Annotated in this window: 8 protein-coding genes, 2 rRNA genes and 1 pseudogene; 7 read left to right on the top strand and 4 right to left on the bottom strand. The window is 60.1% G+C overall.

Going from position 1 to position 16940, the window contains the following annotated elements:
• Both C8K63_RS29690 and C8K63_RS29685 read left to right on the top strand, forming a co-directional pair.
• Positions 1 to 6066, top strand: a pseudogene (locus tag C8K63_RS29690) (LapA family giant adhesin); the annotation flags it as partial.
• 146 nt (positions 6067 to 6212) lie between these two features.
• The gene (locus C8K63_RS29685; RefSeq protein WP_108219931.1) at positions 6213 to 6551 is read left to right on the top strand and encodes a tryptophan synthase subunit beta; all 339 of its coding nucleotides are present in this window, start codon (positions 6213 to 6215) and stop codon (positions 6549 to 6551) included.
• Between the two features lie 56 nt (positions 6552 to 6607).
• Here the strand turns inward: C8K63_RS29685 and lapD are convergent, their stop codons facing one another.
• Complete coding sequence (lapD, locus tag C8K63_RS29680) at positions 6608 to 8554, bottom strand: cyclic di-GMP receptor LapD (protein WP_108219930.1); 1947 nt, start codon at positions 8552 to 8554, stop codon at positions 6608 to 6610.
• Positions 8555 to 8568: 14 nt separating this feature from the next.
• Positions 8569 to 9261: a cysteine protease LapG gene (gene lapG / locus C8K63_RS29675; protein WP_108219929.1), complete on the bottom strand. Its 693-nt coding sequence runs from the start codon at positions 9259 to 9261 to the stop codon at positions 8569 to 8571.
• A gap of 195 nt (positions 9262 to 9456) precedes the next feature.
• Here lapG and C8K63_RS29670 point away from each other — a divergent pair, with 195 nt between their 5' ends.
• The 5 genes from C8K63_RS29670 to C8K63_RS29650 all read left to right on the top strand — a co-directional run bounded on the left by C8K63_RS29670 (position 9457) and on the right by C8K63_RS29650 (position 16525).
• The gene (locus C8K63_RS29670; protein ID WP_108219928.1) at positions 9457 to 10167 is read left to right on the top strand and encodes a GntR family transcriptional regulator; all 711 of its coding nucleotides are present in this window, start codon (positions 9457 to 9459) and stop codon (positions 10165 to 10167) included.
• A 731-nt stretch (positions 10168 to 10898) separates the two neighbouring features.
• The gene (locus C8K63_RS29665; RefSeq protein WP_108219927.1) at positions 10899 to 11675 is read left to right on the top strand and encodes a DUF3050 domain-containing protein; all 777 of its coding nucleotides are present in this window, start codon (positions 10899 to 10901) and stop codon (positions 11673 to 11675) included.
• Positions 11672 to 12601 (top strand): diiron oxygenase, encoded by a 930-nt coding sequence (locus C8K63_RS29660; RefSeq protein ID WP_108219926.1) that lies wholly within the window; start codon positions 11672 to 11674, stop codon positions 12599 to 12601. The genes C8K63_RS29665 and C8K63_RS29660 overlap by 4 nt, the downstream gene beginning before the upstream one ends.
• 13 nt (positions 12602 to 12614) lie before the next feature.
• The gene (locus C8K63_RS29655; protein WP_108219925.1) at positions 12615 to 16034 is read left to right on the top strand and encodes a non-ribosomal peptide synthetase; all 3420 of its coding nucleotides are present in this window, start codon (positions 12615 to 12617) and stop codon (positions 16032 to 16034) included.
• Between the two features lie 23 nt (positions 16035 to 16057).
• Positions 16058 to 16525: an SRPBCC family protein gene (locus tag C8K63_RS29650; RefSeq protein WP_108219924.1), complete on the top strand. Its 468-nt coding sequence runs from the start codon at positions 16058 to 16060 to the stop codon at positions 16523 to 16525.
• Between the two features lie 105 nt (positions 16526 to 16630).
• Here C8K63_RS29650 and rrf (C8K63_RS29645) read toward each other — a convergent pair.
• Both rrf (C8K63_RS29645) and rrf (C8K63_RS29640) read right to left on the bottom strand, forming a co-directional pair.
• Positions 16631 to 16746: ribosomal RNA gene (gene rrf / locus C8K63_RS29645) — 5S ribosomal RNA — on the bottom strand.
• A 108-nt stretch (positions 16747 to 16854) separates the two neighbouring features.
• Positions 16855 to 16940, bottom strand: a 5S ribosomal RNA gene (gene rrf / locus C8K63_RS29640); the annotation flags it as partial.

Below are 16940 nucleotides of genomic sequence, written 5' to 3'. Positions count from 1 at the left end.
GTGTACCAGGGGCCGACCACCGTGACCGAGTCGATTAAATCGGCCGACGGCGGCAACCTCGAGGCCATCAACCCGATCAAGACCCCGGTCAGCACCACGGTCAATGACGTCGACGACACCACCACCGTGACCCTGAGCGCCACCCCGAGCGTGGACGAGAACGGCACCATCACCTACACCGCCACCCTGACCGATGCCCAGGGCCAACCGGTGACTGCACAGAACGGTCCAGTGACCGTGACGCTGGACAGCGGCAAGGTCATTACCATTGCCGAAGGCCAGAGCGCCGGCAGCCTGCCGGTCACCGTCGGCAACGACGTCTACCAGGGGCCGACCACCATCACTGAATCCATCAAGGAGGCAGTCGGCGGTAACCTCGAAGCCATCGATCCAGTGAAAACGCCGGTCAGCACCACGGTCAATGACGTCAACGACACCACCACCGTGACCTTGAGCGCCACCCCGAGCGTGGACGAAAACAGCACCATCACTTACACCGCGACCTTGACCGACAAGAACGGTGCCCCGGTTACCGCACAGAACGGTCCGGTGACCGTGACCCTCGACAGCGGCAAGGTCATTACCATTGCCGAAGGGCAGAGTTCCGGCAGCTTGCCGGTCACGGTCGGCAACGACGTGTACCAAGGGCCGACCACCGTGACCGAGTCGATTAAATCGGCCGACGGCGGCAACCTCGAGGCCATCAACCCGATCAAGACCCCGGTCAGCACTACGGTCAATGACGTCAACGACACCACCACCGTGACCTTGACCGCCACCCCGAGCATGGACGAAAACGGCACCATCACTTACACCGCCACCCTGACCGATGCCCAAGGCCAACCGGTCACCGCACAGAACGGTCCGGTGACCGTGACGCTGGACAGCGGCAAGGTCATTACCATTGCCGAAGGGCAGAGTTCCGGCAGCTTGCCGGTCACGGTCGGCAACGACGTGTACCAGGGGCCGACCACCGTGACCGAGTCGATTAAATCGGCTGACGGCGGCAACCTCGAAGCCATCGATCCAGTGAAAACGCCGGTCAGCACCACGGTCAACGACGTCGACGACAGCACCACGGTGACCCTGAGCGCGACGCCGAGCGTGGACGAGAACGGCACCATCACCTACACCGCCACCCTGACCGATGCCCAGGGCACACCGGTGACCGCACAGAACGGTCCGGTGACCGTCACGCTGGACAGCGGCAAGGTCATCACCATTGCCGAAGGCCAGAGTTCCGGTAGCTTGCCGGTGAGCGTGGGCAATGACGTCTACCAAGGACCGACCACGGTCACCGAATCCATCAAGGAAGCGGCCGGTGGCAACCTCGAAGCGATCAACCCGATCAAGACCCCGGTCAGCACCACGGTCAACGACGTCAACGACACCACCACCGTGACCCTGAGCGCCACGCCGAACGTGGATGAAAACGGCACCATCACCTACACCGCCACGCTGACCGACAAGAACGGCGCTCCGGTCACCGCGCAGAACGGTCCGGTCACCGTCACGCTGGACAGCGGCAAGGTCATCACCATCGCCGTCGGCCAGAGTGCCGGCACCCTGCCGGTGAGCGTGGGCAACGACGTTTACCAAGGACCGACCACGGTCACCGAATCCATCAAGGACGCGGCCGGTGGCAACCTCGAAGCGATCAACCCGATCAAGACCCCGGTCAGCACCACGGTCAACGACGTCAACGACACCACCACCGTGACCCTGAGCGCCACGCCGAACGTGGATGAAAACGGCACCATCACCTACACCGCCACGCTGACCGACAAGAACGGCGCTCCGGTCACCGCGCAGAACGGTCCGGTCACCGTCACGCTGGACAGCGGCAAGGTCATCACCATCGCCGTCGGCCAGAGTGCCGGCACCCTGCCGGTGAGCGTGGGCAACGACGTTTACCAAGGACCGACCACGGTCACCGAATCCATCAAGGACGCGGTGGGTGGCAACCTCGAAGCGATCAACCCGATCAAGACCCCGGTCAGCAGCACGGTTACCGATGTCAACGACGCCACCACCGTGAAGCTGACTGCAACTCCATCGGTAAGCGAGAACGGCACGATCACGTACACCGCGACCATCACCGACAAAAATGGCGCCCTGGTCACTGCAAACGACACGCCGGTGACCGTGACGCTGGACAGCGGCAAGGTGATCACCATCGCCGTCGGTCAGAGTTCCGGCACTCTGCCGATCACCGTGGGCAACGACGTCTACGCTGGCGCACCAACCGTTACCGAATCAATCAAGACCGCCAGCGGCGGCAACCTGGAAGCCCTCGGCACGGACAAGACGCCAGTGTCGACCAGCGTCAGTGACTTCCAGGACACCACCACTGTCAGCATCAGTGGCAGCACCTCGGTGACCGAAGGTCAGACCGCCAGTTATACCGTCAGCCTGACTCACCCGGCCCAGACCGAAGTGACGCTGAAAATCGTCTACAGCGGTACCGCCGCCGACGGTTCGGACTTCACCGGTGTGTACACCGTGAAGATCCCGGCGGGCGCCAGCAGTGCCAACTTCAACGTCGCGACCATCGACGACAAAATCACTGAAGGCACCGAAAACTTCGTGGTCAAGATCGACTCGGCCACCGGCGGCAACTTCGAGAACCTGGCGATCAGTTCGTCCCACGGCAGCGTCAGCACTTCGATCATCGACAACGATGCACCGCCCGTACTGGACCTCGACGCCAACAACTCCAGCGACGCCACCGGGGCCGATTACAAGGTGACGTTCAGCGAAAACACGGCCGGTCCCGGCGTGTCGATCGGCGATACCGACCTGAACATCACCGACCCGGACAGCACTCTGCTGACCGGCGCGACCATCGTACTGACCAACCGTCAGGACGGCGATGCGCTGAACCTGGGCAACAGCGTCAACGGCATCACCATCAATGCCAACAGCACCAATGGCACCGTCACCCTGACCCTGTCGGGCAACGCGACGCTGGCCGACTACATGCAGCAGATCAAGAACATCACTTTCACCAACAACAGTGAAGATCCGGGCACCGTGCCGCGCATCATCACTGTGACGGTGACCGATGGCAGCAACTACTCCAACACCGCGACCACCACGGTCAATGTGGTGGCGGTCAATGACGCACCGGTCGCAGCACCGGTCAGCGTCACCGGCACCGAAGACACACCTCTGGTTCTCGGCTGGTCGACCTTCGGCGTCAGCGACGTCGACAGTCCGGCCGCCAACCTGGGCGTGAAAATCACCCAACTGCCGGGTGAGGGCAAACTGCAGTACCTGGACGGTTTGACCTGGAAAAATGTCGCCGCCGACCAGACACTCAGCAAGGCTGATATCGACGCTGGCAAACTGCGCTTCATGCCGGATGCCAACGAGTCGGGTGTAGACGGATATGGCGGTACCGGCCTGGGCAACAATCAGGCCGACTACGCACAGATCAAGTTCCAGCCAACCGACGGCCAGACACTGGGCAACACCGGCACGATCAAGATCGACATCACCCCGGTGGCGGATGCCCCGACCCTGAGCGTTGCCGACAACAGTGTGAAGTCCACCGGGCTGATCAAGGAAGTCTGGACCGGCCTTTCAGGTCTGGGCACCAGCGGCAACGGCGCGGACTCGACTACGCTGAAAAACGTGATCGACACCGCGGGCACACCGAACTCCACAGGCACCGTGACCAACGTGCAGTCCGACGGTGGCGTGACCGCCGGTACGGCGTCGAAAACCTCCGGCCTGATCTACCTCGAAGCCGGCAAGACTTACACCTTCAGCGGTGTTGGCGACGACAGCCTGCTGGTGACCATCGGCGGCAAGAACGTCGCCGCGATCACCTGGGGCGCGGGCGGCAACCTCAATGGTTCGTACACCCCGACCACCAGCGGCTACTACACCCTGGACATCTACCACCACAACCAGAGCGGCCCGGGCAGCTATGACGTCAACCTGTCGGTCAATGGCAGCACGCCGATCGACCTGAGCAGTGCCGGCGTACCGATTTACACCGGCGTGTCGGATCTGGTGAATGCCGGTGTGACTGTGTCCGACTTGCACGGCACCAATGGCGAAGGCTACTACGACGGTTACAAGCTCAATACCGGCGCTGAAGGCACCAGTGTGAAATTGTCCGCCATCACCAACGCGCTGACTGACACCGACGGCTCGGAAACCCTGAGCCTGAAAATCAGCGGCATGCCGGTCGGCTCGGTGCTCACCGACGGCGCGGGACATACCTTCACAGTCACCGCGACCAATAGCGAGGCCAACGTGACGGACTGGAGCCTCGGCTCTCTGACCGTCACCCCGCCACCGTACTACAACGGCCAGTTCGACCTGACCATGACCTCGACCTCCACCGAGGCCCTGGGCGGTTCGGCCAGCAGCACTTCGCAGATTCCCGTGACCGTGTACCCGGCGGTCTATAACGCCGTCACCGCCACCGCGGCCAATGACACCGTCACTGGCACCGACGGCAACGACATCATGATCGCCGACATCGGCGGCCTGACCGTAGTGCCGGGCACCAACTACAACATCGCGTTCATGGTCGACAGTTCCGGCAGTATGAGTTCCTCGTCGATCAACTCGGCCAAGGACTCGCTGACGTCGGTGTTCAACACCCTCAAGCAAAGCCTGGGCAGCAACTCGGGTACGGTGAACATCTTCCTGGTGGACTTCGATGCCCAGGTCAACAAGTCGGTGTCGGTGAACCTCAATGACTCCAATGCTCTGACTCAGTTGAAGGCGACTCTGGACTCGATGTCGTCCGGCGGTGGCACCAACTACGAGGACGTGTTCAAAACCACGGCCAACTGGTTCCAGAGTGCAGATGCGGTGGCCAACACCGGGGCGAAGAACCTCACGTATTTCATTACTGACGGCAAGCCGACTTACTACCAGAGCGGCGAGTCGACCAACCCGACCCTGTATGGCAGCACAACACTCGATAGCCTGATCACCACCAGCAACTATCAGCTGGGTAAAGCGATCAGCCTGTTCCCCGACAGCACGCACCAGATCGACATTACCGCCTCAGGCTACATGACCGTCTGGACCAAGAACACCAATGGGAACGGCAATGGCAACGGCAACGGCAACGGCAATAGCTGGTCGTCCAAGGACTTCGGCTATCTGCATGCCCAGGGCGACGGCACCTACGAGTTCTCGGGTCGTGACGGCGACGGCAGTAGCACCGACGGGGATACCATCAGCAACTCCACCAGCAGTTTCACATTGCTGAGCAACCTGTCGAACGTCGAGGCCATCGGCCTGAACAAGGACGTGACGCTCAACGACCTGAAGCCGTACGACTCGGATCAAACGCCACAAACCAACATCGACCCGCAGAATCTGGCCAACTCGATCATCGGCCACACCGAAGCGACGATGCCGGGTAACGACACTGTCAGCGGTGGCGACGGCAACGACCTCCTGTTCGGCGATCTGGTGAGCTTCAACGGCATTGCCGGCGAGGGTTACCAGGCGATGCAAGCCTTCGTGGCGCAGCAAACCGGCGTGGACGTCAGCAAAGTCACCACCAGCAACGTGCACCAGTACATCACCGAGCATTACACCGCGTTCGATGTGTCCGGTGCCCATGACGGCAGCGACACCCTGCTCGGCGGTGCGGGCAATGACATTCTGTTCGGCTCGGGCGGTAACGACACCCTCGACGGCGGCAAGGGCAATGACATCCTGCTCGGCGGCACCGGCAACGACATCCTGATCGGTGGTTCCGGTGGTGACACCTTCGTCTGGAAAGCGGGCGATACCGGTAGCGACGTGATCAAGGACCTCAACGCCAGCGAAGGCGACCGGATCGACCTGCGCGATCTGTTGCAGGGCGAAACCGGCAGCACCATCGACAACTTCCTGAAGATCACCACGGTCGATGGCGTGTCGTCGCTGCAAGTCAGCTCGAGCGGCCAGTTCAACTCGGGCAATGCGGCGGCGGCCACGCCGGACGTGACGATCAAACTGGAAGGCAACAACTGGTCGAGCGCCAACCTGCACAACCTGATTGCCGGTAGCGACCCGACCATCAAAGTCGATCACAACAACAGCTGATGCACGAAAACGGCCGCACCTTATGGCGCGGCCGTCACGTTTACGCCCACTGCCCGGTGACGATTTCGTCACCGCGCCACATACTGGCGTGCAGTTGACCTATGCTGCTGACAGCACGACGCTGGCTCAAATCCGAGGGATGCTCAATGTTTTACGTGCAACGCGATGCGCAGGGCCTGTTGGTACGCGTGGAACCCGCCGCCTACGCCGAGGCCACGGAAACGCTACCGGCCGACAATCATGAAATCCAGGCCTGGTTTGCCAACGCGGCTGTAGAGAACAGCCTCAAGCAGCTCAAGCAAAGTGACCTGGAAATGATCCGGGTACTCGATGACTTGATTCAGGTGCTGACCCAGAAAGGCGTGATCCGCGTCACCGACCTGCCGATGGCGGCCCAGGCCAAACTGATGGACCGGACCCAGGCGCGTGAGGCGTTGGGTGGGTTGAGTCAGTTGATCGATGAGGATGAAGGCGGGCTGATCTGAACATTGATCTTCAGTGACTGTTCCAGTCTCATCGCGGGCAGGCCAGCTCTAAAGAGTTACTTCCAGGGCTTGGGCTCGCCGAACAACTGGCCCTGCACACCGTACAGCCCCATCTCGCGAATCACCGACAACTCGCCTTGCGTCTCGACCCGCTCGGCAATCAGCGGCAAATCAATGCTGTGCGCCGCTCGCTGGATCGCCTCGATGAACAGGCGTTTGTCACTCTCCAGATCAATCGACCGGATGTAGCTGCCATCGATCTTCAGGTACGCCAGCCCCAGCCGTGCCAGGTTGCCGATCATGCTGAAGCGGCCACCAAAACGTTGCAGGCTCAGGGAGAAGCCGAGTTCGCGCAGGCGCCGGGTCAACTGCTCAAGCACCGCCTGGTCAGGCAGTTGCTCTTCGCCAATCTCCAGGGTCAGGCGCGGGCCCAGGTTGGAGTGTGCGCGCAGTATTTCGAAGATTTTGTTTTGCGCCTGCGGGTCGCCCAGGGTCGCCGACGACAGATTCAGCGCCAGCGACTCCTCATGCTCGCTCATTTGTTCCAACACCCGCTCGAGCATCAGCCGATCCAGACGCGCAGTCCAGCCGAAGCGCTCCAGCCAAGGCAGAAAACGCCCGGCGGGGATGGTCTGGCCGTGTTCATCGAGCAGTCGCGACAACACTTTGTGATGCAGTACCAGTTGCGTGTCCTGGGCGGCGACTACCGGTTGGAAATACAGCTCGAAACGCCGCTGTGCCAGCGCCTGGTCGAGCATGAGATGCCAGGCGTGATGATCGTCACCGACACTGGCCGAGAGGCTGTGTTCGATACAGGCCCAGTTCTGCTCGCCCTGGCCTTCGGCCTGCGCCAGCGCCTGATCGCCAAGGCTGAGCACGGCTTGCGGTGAGTCGCCGTGAGCAAAAGGCGCCAGGCCGATAGACGCCACGGCCGCCACATCGGTGGCGCCGGTAGCGTGAAGACTGGCCAAGGCGCTGTCGAGGTTCTGTGCCAGTTGCAGCGCCTCTTCGCGCACCAGCCCCGGCGCCAGCACGGCAAATTCGCCACCGCGGATACGGGTCACCAGGTTCTGGGTTTCCGGATATTTGGCGCACTCGCGAGACAGTTGCTCACCGACGGCCTTGAGCACTTCATCGGTGCGCTGGCCGCCGAGGCGCTGGTTGAGACCGGCCAGATCCTTGACCCGCAACAGCAGCAGGTAACCCGAACTGGCCTGCTCCGGGTTGCTCACCCGCGCATTCAGTTGCATCTCGAAATAACGCCGGTTGGCCAACCCGGTCAATGAGTCCTGATAGGACTCGACCCGTAGTTTTTCACTGCGCTCGGCCTGCTCCTGGAACAGCGCCTTGAGCTTCTCGACCATCTGGTTCATGGCCTGCACGACCCGGCGAAGTTCGGGGGTGCGCGGCAGTTCCGGCAGGCTGAGGAATTCCCGCCGGGCGATGGCGTGGGATTGTTGGACCATGTAATCCAACGGCCTCAATTGCTGACGCAGCAACAGCGCGCCGAGTACCGCACTGACCGCGCCACACAGCAGCAACCAGCCCAGGCTGCCCAAAGCGCTTTGCCACAACTTGGCCAGCGCGAACATCGGGTGGCTGACCACCTCGACCCGGGCAGCCTGCTCCCAGCCGCGGCTGACGATCGCATCACCACCGGCGGGCTCCAGGCCGATCAGTTTGACGAACCAGTCCGGAACGTTGTTGACCGCTGGAATGCCCGTGCGCTCAACCAGGGACTGGTCGGTCTTAAGATCGACCACGCGAATGCTCGCGTAGTAACCGCTGTCGAAAATCGAGCTGACCAGCAACTCGACCATCGCCGGGTCGTCGATGTTCGGAGTCAGGGAAAGCGCCAGCGCCGTCGCGGCGTCCTGGGCATGGGAGCGCAACTGGTTGACATACTGAGTACGCGAGCTCTCCAGACTGACCATGAAACTGCCGGTGAAGGCGACCACCAGGAACAGACAGATAGCAATCAACAGCTGTTTGAACAAAGACATCTGAGCGTGTGCTCCTAGTTAGTCGTCTCGACCGGGAATCCTTCGGTCTGCATTTTTTTCAGCACATCCTGCCAACGCGAAAGGCGTTTGGTATCGCCGACCTTCTTATTGCCCTTGGCGCCCGGCAGCCACAACCCTTCTGCATTGAAAGAGTAGACCGGCAGCAAATCCTTTCGCTGGCCGGCCGGCTTGATTGCATCGATCAGGCTGTCGAGCACCAGGGGCTCGGCTTCCGGACTCGAGTAGTAGGTCAGCACCATGTGCGCGCGATTCTGGGTCAGTGCCTTGACGTAGGTAATACGCAGCTTTTCACTGGCTACTCCGAGGTGACGCAGGCTGAAGTACTTGGCAATAGCGTAGTCTTCACAGTCTCCGGCGCCTTTCCAAAGGGCTTCGATCGGGGATTCCCAATAATCGACTTCCTGCCACAGGTCGATGTCTTCGACATATCGCAGTTGTTTATTGAAGAAGCGATTGACCACATTGAGTTGTTCCAGCTCGCCGATCTGCTTCTGGCTGGCCAACAAGTATTGCCAATCATTGATGCGCTGCTGACCTTCTCCCAAAGGTCCGTACAATGCCTGCGCCCGCCGGCTGATCAGGGAAAAATCCCAATCGGCGCTCAAGCCGCCCAGCATCACGCCAGCCAGCAGCAATGCGCTGCACAGCCAGCGTAAAATCCGCGGGATCGTTAAACTTGCCGCCAATGCGAGGCATCCTGGATAGGCAGGAGGGAGTCGTTCGAATGGTGAAGGTTAGACCGGAAAAAGACAATGGCACAGTGCAATCACTGGCAGCGCGCTAAACTGCAGGAAAGGCACTCGTGAGCTTGTTTGACAAGCTGTCAGTCAGTTACTAGTGTCATTTGGATCCAAAAAATTCCATCAATCAGGGTGCGTTTAGTGACACAAAAGCCCAACCCTCTCAGCAGTATCAAGGTCAACGGGCCAATTCCCGCACATCTGGCACGCTCAGTGATCGAAGAAACCCTGCGCGCAGCGATACTTGACGGACGCATTCCTTGCGGTGCGGCCCTGCGCCAGCAAGACCTCGCCGACCTGTTTGGCGTCAGCCGCATGCCAGTACGCGAGGCCCTGCGCCAGCTCGAAGCGCAATCGTTGCTCAACGTTATTGCCCACAAGGGCGCCGTGGTCGCGCCACTGGTCCAGGGCGACGCCGTGGAAACCTATGCGCTACGCATCCTGCTGGAATCCGAAGCCCTGCGTCTCTCGGTGCCACTGCTCCAGGACGGAGATCTCGAACAGGCTGCCCGTTACATCGACGAACTCGAAACGCAAAACGACTACACCGAAATCGGACGGCTCAATCGCCTGTTCCACATGGCGCTTTACAGCCGGGCGCCCAATCGCCGGCTGTTGAAACTGGTGGAAGACGGCCTGATCGAAGAAGAGCGGTTCCTGCGTTTCAACCTGGAAGCCATGGGCCTGGGCAAATTGTCCCAGGACGACCACCGGGCACTGTTGCAGGCCGCCGAAGACCGGGACGTCGAACGCTCGGTGAAACTGCTCGAACATCACCTGAACCGAGGGGTCGAGGTCATTACGCGCTACCTCGACAGCCCTGAAGTACAGGCCAAAAACACGTCGAAGTAACCCGCAGCGGCAAGTCCGGGATGGCGCACCGGAGGGTTCGTCTCGCTTGCCGCACACTCCTCCCGAATGCGCACCGCGAATAATTTGATTACAAACCCCCTGCGCCCATACCACACCACCCTTGCGACGCCATACCGCAACCCAACGCCTTGCCACCTTCAATCCTGACCATCGCAACGATTGCCTGATGCCTCAGTAATGGCGGACGCCTTGATTTGCGCCCACTCTGGGTAACCAAGACACAATAAAACGGGGGACTCGCCGTGCGAATGGCGTCGCCCCCGCCCCAAGAAGCGAAGGAAGGAGCCTCATTACGGGAACGGAAGGATCGGCATCACTCGCGACCTGCTTCCACCCCCTCAGACACCCCCAACGACATCCGATAAAAAGTTACTTCGAGTGAGGCATTCACTCTTTATTCAATTCTGACTTATATAGGCCGGAAGGAGTAACTACGCCAAAATAAAACCAATATGAAAAGTTTTATTGAAACTTTTCATCCTTCAAAAAGTTGAATATTAAAATAATATCGAAACAACTTGATTGACACTTTATATGTGTATTAGTTTTTCTTCGTTGCCAGCCACAAGCGGCAGCAGCGCCTTGTTTATTCGGCATCTATAGCACTGAAAAAGATCAATTCGTTTGAGGCACCCGTTCGCCAGGAGAAAACTACCAGCGAACTTAAGTGCTTGATTGCTTCTCACCCAAGATCACTGACAGGCTCATCCATGAAACCAACTAAAGAACGTCTGATTCAAAAAAAATCCGAACTTAGCGAACATCCGATTTTCTCTGAAATACATTCGCTTGCGGTCCTGCGACGCTTCATGGAAACCCACGTGTTTGCCGTGTGGGACTTCATGTCACTGACCAAGCGCCTGCAACAGGAGCTGACTTGCGTGCAACTGCCCTGGTTACCGCCACAGGATCCCCAGGCAGCGCGGTTGATCAACGAGATCGTGCTGGGTGAGGAGTCGGATGACCGCCCGGCCCAAGGTCATTACAGCCACTTCGAGTTGTACCTGGATGCAATGCGCGAAGTCGGCGCCTGCACCGTTGCCATCGAACGCTTCGTGACCCTGCAGCAAGAAGGCGTGAGCTACGACGTGGCCTTGCAGAGCGTCAACGTCGATCCGGCGGCCGCAAGTTTCGTTCGCCATACGCTACACACAGCCCTGCATGCGCCGGGTCACAGTGTGGCGGCGGCGTTTCTGCACGGTCGTGAGAGCGTTATCCCACGGATGTTCCAGCGCATCCTCGACGATTGGGGCATCGGCATCGAGCAGGCGCCGACCTTCCGTTACTACCTCGAACGACACATTGAAGTCGACTCCGAGGACCACGGCCCGGCAGCGGAAAAGCTCCTGTCGCGACTGGTCGATAGCGACCCGCAACGGCAGGAAGACGTATACGCCAGCGCCATCGCTGCCGTGGAAAGTCGTATCGCCCTGTGGGACGGGTTGCGCCTGAGCATGAACGAATCCGTCACGGAGGTGAGCGCATGAACGCCGCCGACTACCAATCCTTCGCCGACGCCTGGGAAGGTCGCGCGACCATCCGCACACGCCCGCGCCGCGTGCTGGAGAACGACGACAAACTGATCTACCCCTTGAGCCGCCAACCGTTGGTGCTGAGCGAAACCTTTCTGCGCGAATGCCCGGAACAGCGCGACTTCGCCCTGGTACAGACGCTCTACAAGTTCATCAACGATGTAGTGATTTTCGAAACCGAGATCGTCGACAAAACCGCCCGCAGCATCGCCAAGAATCGCTTCGCGTTCGAGTTCCCGTTCGCCTGCCGCTACGACGCCATGACGGTTGTGGTGGACGAGGATTACCACGCACTGGTGGCGATGGATTTCATGCAACAAACCATCGCGTTGACCGGTATCACCCCCATTGAGTTGCCGGATGAGATCGAGCTGAGCCGGGCGATACCGGCGGCCGTGGCGCTGGCACCGGAGCACCTGCGCAGCGCTGTAGAACTCATTTGCGTGGCCATCGCCGAAAACACGGTGACCGGTGATGTCGCCGCGTTCGCCAAGGACGACACGGTCAAACAATCGATCAAGGGCCTGATGGCCGATCACCTGCTGGACGAGGGGCGCCACTCCAGTTTTTGGGCGCGGCTGGTACGCATCTACTGGCATACCGCAAGTACAGACGACCGCCAGTACATTGCGCAGATCCTGCCGGTGTTCATTAGCCATTACCTGACCAACGACATCCAGAAGTCCTTCGACTTCCGCTTGATCGACGCACTGCAGATCAACGACGCGGCGCGTCACGCACTCAAGAGCGAAGTGTCGGCAATGGCCTTCCCGATCAATCGCCATCACCCGCTGGTGGCCAACATTGTGCGGTTTTTCCACAGCAGTTCGCTGCTCGATTCGCCGTGCGTCCAAACCGCCCTCAGCGACTATCTGGTTTGACGAGGAGCCCATCATGAGACGTCTCGATATTTTGCTCACCGGAAAAAGCCAGGCCCTGACCGACCTGGCGCTGGAACTCGAACAACACGGTCACTCACTGACACGGATCTACGCGCTCGACGATATGCCTGGACAGGCTGATCTGCTGATCGACGATGGCACACCGTTTCAGTACATCGGGGATGCACAACGACTCACATTGCAATTGGGTCTCGGGCTGCCACAGGCGTCCGGCCTGCCATCGCTGGACGTATTGTGCTGCCATGGCGCAACGCTGCTGTCTCGTGTACCCATTGCCGATGATCCGTCGGGTAACGGTCAGGTTTTGCGTATGCAGGCCATGACAGCATTGGTTGACCACGTGGCGCTGCTGGTCAGCCGCTACTCGCGCGATGCCGACTATTTTCGACATGCCGTACCCGCCGTACCCGCCGTACCCGTCCGCTTCGAGCGCATCCAGAGCCTGCGGTTCCTGGACAGCCTCGCGTTCGTGCATCGCCTCAATGGCACCGCCGACCCACAGCTGCAGCAACTCGCGCAAACGCCGATGATCGAAAGGCTGGAACAACAATTTATCCAGAGCGCCGACCACCCGGCCTTGAGCATCGCTGGCAATACCCTCGAGTATCGCCAGCTACACGCCCATAGCCGCGCCATCGAGCAACGTTTGCGACCGCTGCTGGATCAGCATCAAGGCCCGGTAGTCATCGGGATCTGCCTGCCCAAATGCAGTGCGCTGTATGCGGGAATCCTGGCGATTCTGGGCAGCGGTGCGGTGTACTTGCCGCTGGAGCCGAGCCATCCGTTGCAACGTCAGCAGTACATTCTGTCGAACGCCGGCGCGGTGTTGTTGCTGCATGACGGCGAGCATCCCCTGGCGAGCCAGATGCCGAGCCTGGACATCAGCCGCATCGACGTCCATGACGCAGACCTCACTCAACCCTTGATGCACCAATGCCCCGACCTCGATGCGCCCTGCATGGTGCTCTACACCTCGGGCACCACCGGTCATCCGAAGGGCGTGCTGCTCAGCCAGGCCAACCTTGCACACTTCACCCACTGGTACGCCGGCTATGTGCAGCTGACCAGCGAGAGCCGGGTGTTGCAGTTTTCTTCGTTGGGTTTCGACTCATCGCTGATCGACATCTTCCCGACGCTGTTACAAGGCGCCGAGCTGATCGTGCCCGGCGATGACCAACGCCGCGATCCGCTGCAACTTGCGGAACTGATTCGTCGTCGACAACTGACCCACGCCTTTTTGCCGCCCGCCTTGTTGAGCATCCTGCCACTGGAGCAGTTGCAGTGCCTGGATCATGTGATGACCGGCGGCGATGTCTGCGAGCCGTGGGTCATCGAGCAACTGAGCCGTCAGGGCAAGCTCTACAACCTCTACGGGCCAACCGAAGCCACGGTGCTGATTACCGCGCGGCGGCTCCAGGCAGGCGACCACAACCGCTCGCTGGGTGCACCGATCGCTAACAGCCAGGTGTTGATTCTCGATGACGACTTTCAACCGGTGGCCGAACAGACCGTCGGTGAGTTGTACATCGCCGGCCCGGGTGTGTGCCTGGGTTACCTGAACAACCCGCAGCAAACCGCCGAGCGCTATCTGGACCTGAGTCTGCCTGATGGCCGGAGCCTGCGTGTCTATCGCACCGGGGACATGGCGAAGTGGACGGCTGATGGGATCGAACTCTGCGGTCGGCGTGATAATCAGGTGAAGATTCGCGGGTTCAGGGTCGAGCCGGAAGAGATTGAGCGCTGCCTGCGCGACAGCCAGCTGTATCGCCAGGTTGCTGTGGTCATCGATAGCCAGCGACGGATTCTGGCCTTCCTTGCCCAACCCCGGGAAGACCTCTCCGGCACCGCTCGCCAAGCGTTGAAGACCCACGCGACACAGCACCTGCCGGACTACATGCACCCCGTTGCATGGAGCGAGCTCGCAAGCATGCCTTACGCCAGCAATGGCAAGGTCGACCGCAAAGCGTTGCTGGATCTGCCCGTGAGCATCACCGATAACCCTTCACGGCGCCTGCCCGTCAACGCCGATGAGGCCCTGCTGCTGGAAATCTGGGCCGAGTTGCTGGAGCTGCCGGCGAGCGACATTTCCACCGACGAAAGCTTCTTCAATCTGGGCGGGCACTCGATCCTGCTGTCGCGCATGCTGCTGCGACTGCGCGAGGAATTCGGGCGCAGCATCTCGATCAACCGCTTTATCGAACTGCCCACCATCACCAAACTGGCGACTCTGGTGCGCGGCTCCGGCAGTGAAGAGGTACTGAGCGAACAGGCCCTGCGCGATGCCTTCCGCGAACTGGATATTCAGCCGTTGCCCATCAGCCGCATGGGCGATGTGCACAAGGTGATCGTCACCGGCGCCAACAGTTTTGTCGGCGTACATCTCGTCGAGGCGTTGCTGGCCTGGGGGGCCAGCGAAGTCGCCTGCCTGGTTCGCGACGGCAATGGGCAATCGGCGGACGAACGCTTTGCCCAGTCGCTGCGGGAGAACCGTCTGGAGCATCTGGATATGAGCCGGGTTCGGGTTTACGCGGCAGACATCACGCGGCCGCAACTCGGTTTGGCGCCCGAGGCATACCAGCGAATGGATCGAGAGTTTGGCGCACTGGTGCACAACGCGGCCAACGTCAATCACGTCCTCGATTACGAGTCGCTGGCGCGGGACAACGTCGAGCCGATTTTCGAATGTTTGCGCCTGTGCGAAGGGCGCAGCAAAAAAATCTTCAATTTCGTCTCGACGCTCTCGGCCTCCAGCACGATATCCGCCGAAGGCCGAGTGCTCGAGTTGCCAGCCGCAGCGACGCCACCGATCTACATCAAGAACGGCTACAACCTGTCCAAATGGGTCGGCGAGCGCATCCTCGAACGGGCGCGGGAGCTTGGGGTGCGGGTCAACCTCTACCGCCCCGGCAACATCAGCTTCAACAGCCTCACAGGCGTATGCCAGCCGCACAAGAATCGCCTGATGCTGATGCTCAAGGGCTCAATCCAGCTTGGCCAGGTGCCGGAGTTCGCCTTGAACTTCGACTTGATGCCGGTGGACTTTCTCGCCCGATTCATCGCCTTCCACGCCAGTCGTTATCAACCGGAACAAGCGGTGTTCAACCTGCACAACCCCGAGCCCTTGAGCTGGGACAACTATGTGGCGTCCTTCCGTGAGGCGGGGCGTGAATTCGCGATGGTCAGCGTCGCCGACTGGCAACAGCAACTGGGTCGGGTCGACAGCGACAACGCCTTGTTCGGCGTGCTGGGGTTCTACCTCAACGGCTTCGAGGAGGACATCGGTGATATCTCGATGATCGGGCACGACAACGCCCAGGCCGGCGTTCGGCTGATGGGTGCGCACTACCCGCAAAAATCCCCGGCGCTGCTGCGTCGCGGTTGCGACTACCTCAAAGAAATCAACTTCATCTGATTCAACCCCAACGGAGCAAAACCATGAGCACTCTGCAACCCGACACCCTGATCAAAAACCCTCAAGGCTGCCACGTGGTGTCCTCGGTGGACGTTCCCGCCGACGCGGTGCAGGTATGGGCCGTAGTCGGTAACTTTGCCGGCTTCGATCGCTTCATTCCGGCGCTGTCGCACATCGAGATGACTGGTGAAGGCGTGTCATCGCTGCGCAAAAAGTTTTTCAAGGACGGCAACCTGGTGGTCGAGCAACTCAACTCCCGGGACGACCAGACACGGCACATGACCTGGACCACTATCTACAACACCCTGGGTGTGGCCAATCTGTGGGCAGCGATGAGCGTTGAACCACTGGGTGCGGGCAAGTCCCGAGCCACCTGGACCATCATCGCCGAACCGGCGCATGGAGGCACCGAAGCGCTGCCGGGCTTCAAGGATTTCGTACAGGGTTTTGCCGATGATGCAATGAACAATGTGCTGAAACTGTTTGCCTAAAATGTGAAAAAGCCCGTTGTGGAGAGGCTCCGCAACGGGCTTTTCAGTACCCCTGAAACGACGAAACCCCTGTCTGCGTTAGCAGACAGGGGTTTCGGAATTCAATCTTGACGATGACCTACTCTCACATGGGGAAACCCCACACTACCATCGGCGATGCATCGTTTCACTGCTGAGTTCGGGATGGGATCAGGTGGTTCCAATGCTCTATGGTCGTCAAGAAATTCTGTGACCAGCTCGTTAGAACATCAACGCGCCAGTGAAAATTGGTGACTTCTACTAAAACAAAACCCCTACCTGCGTACGCAGATAGGGGTTTCGGAATTTAATCTTGACGATGACCTACTCTCACATGGGGAAACCCCACACTACCATCGGCGATGCATCGTTTCACTGCTGAGTTCGGGATGGGATC

This window comes from Pseudomonas sp. GV085 (assembly GCF_003050925.1).
In the GTDB taxonomy this organism is placed as follows: Bacteria; Pseudomonadota; Gammaproteobacteria; order Pseudomonadales; family Pseudomonadaceae; genus Aquipseudomonas.
This window is presented reverse-complemented; position numbering and strand designations above follow the sequence as displayed.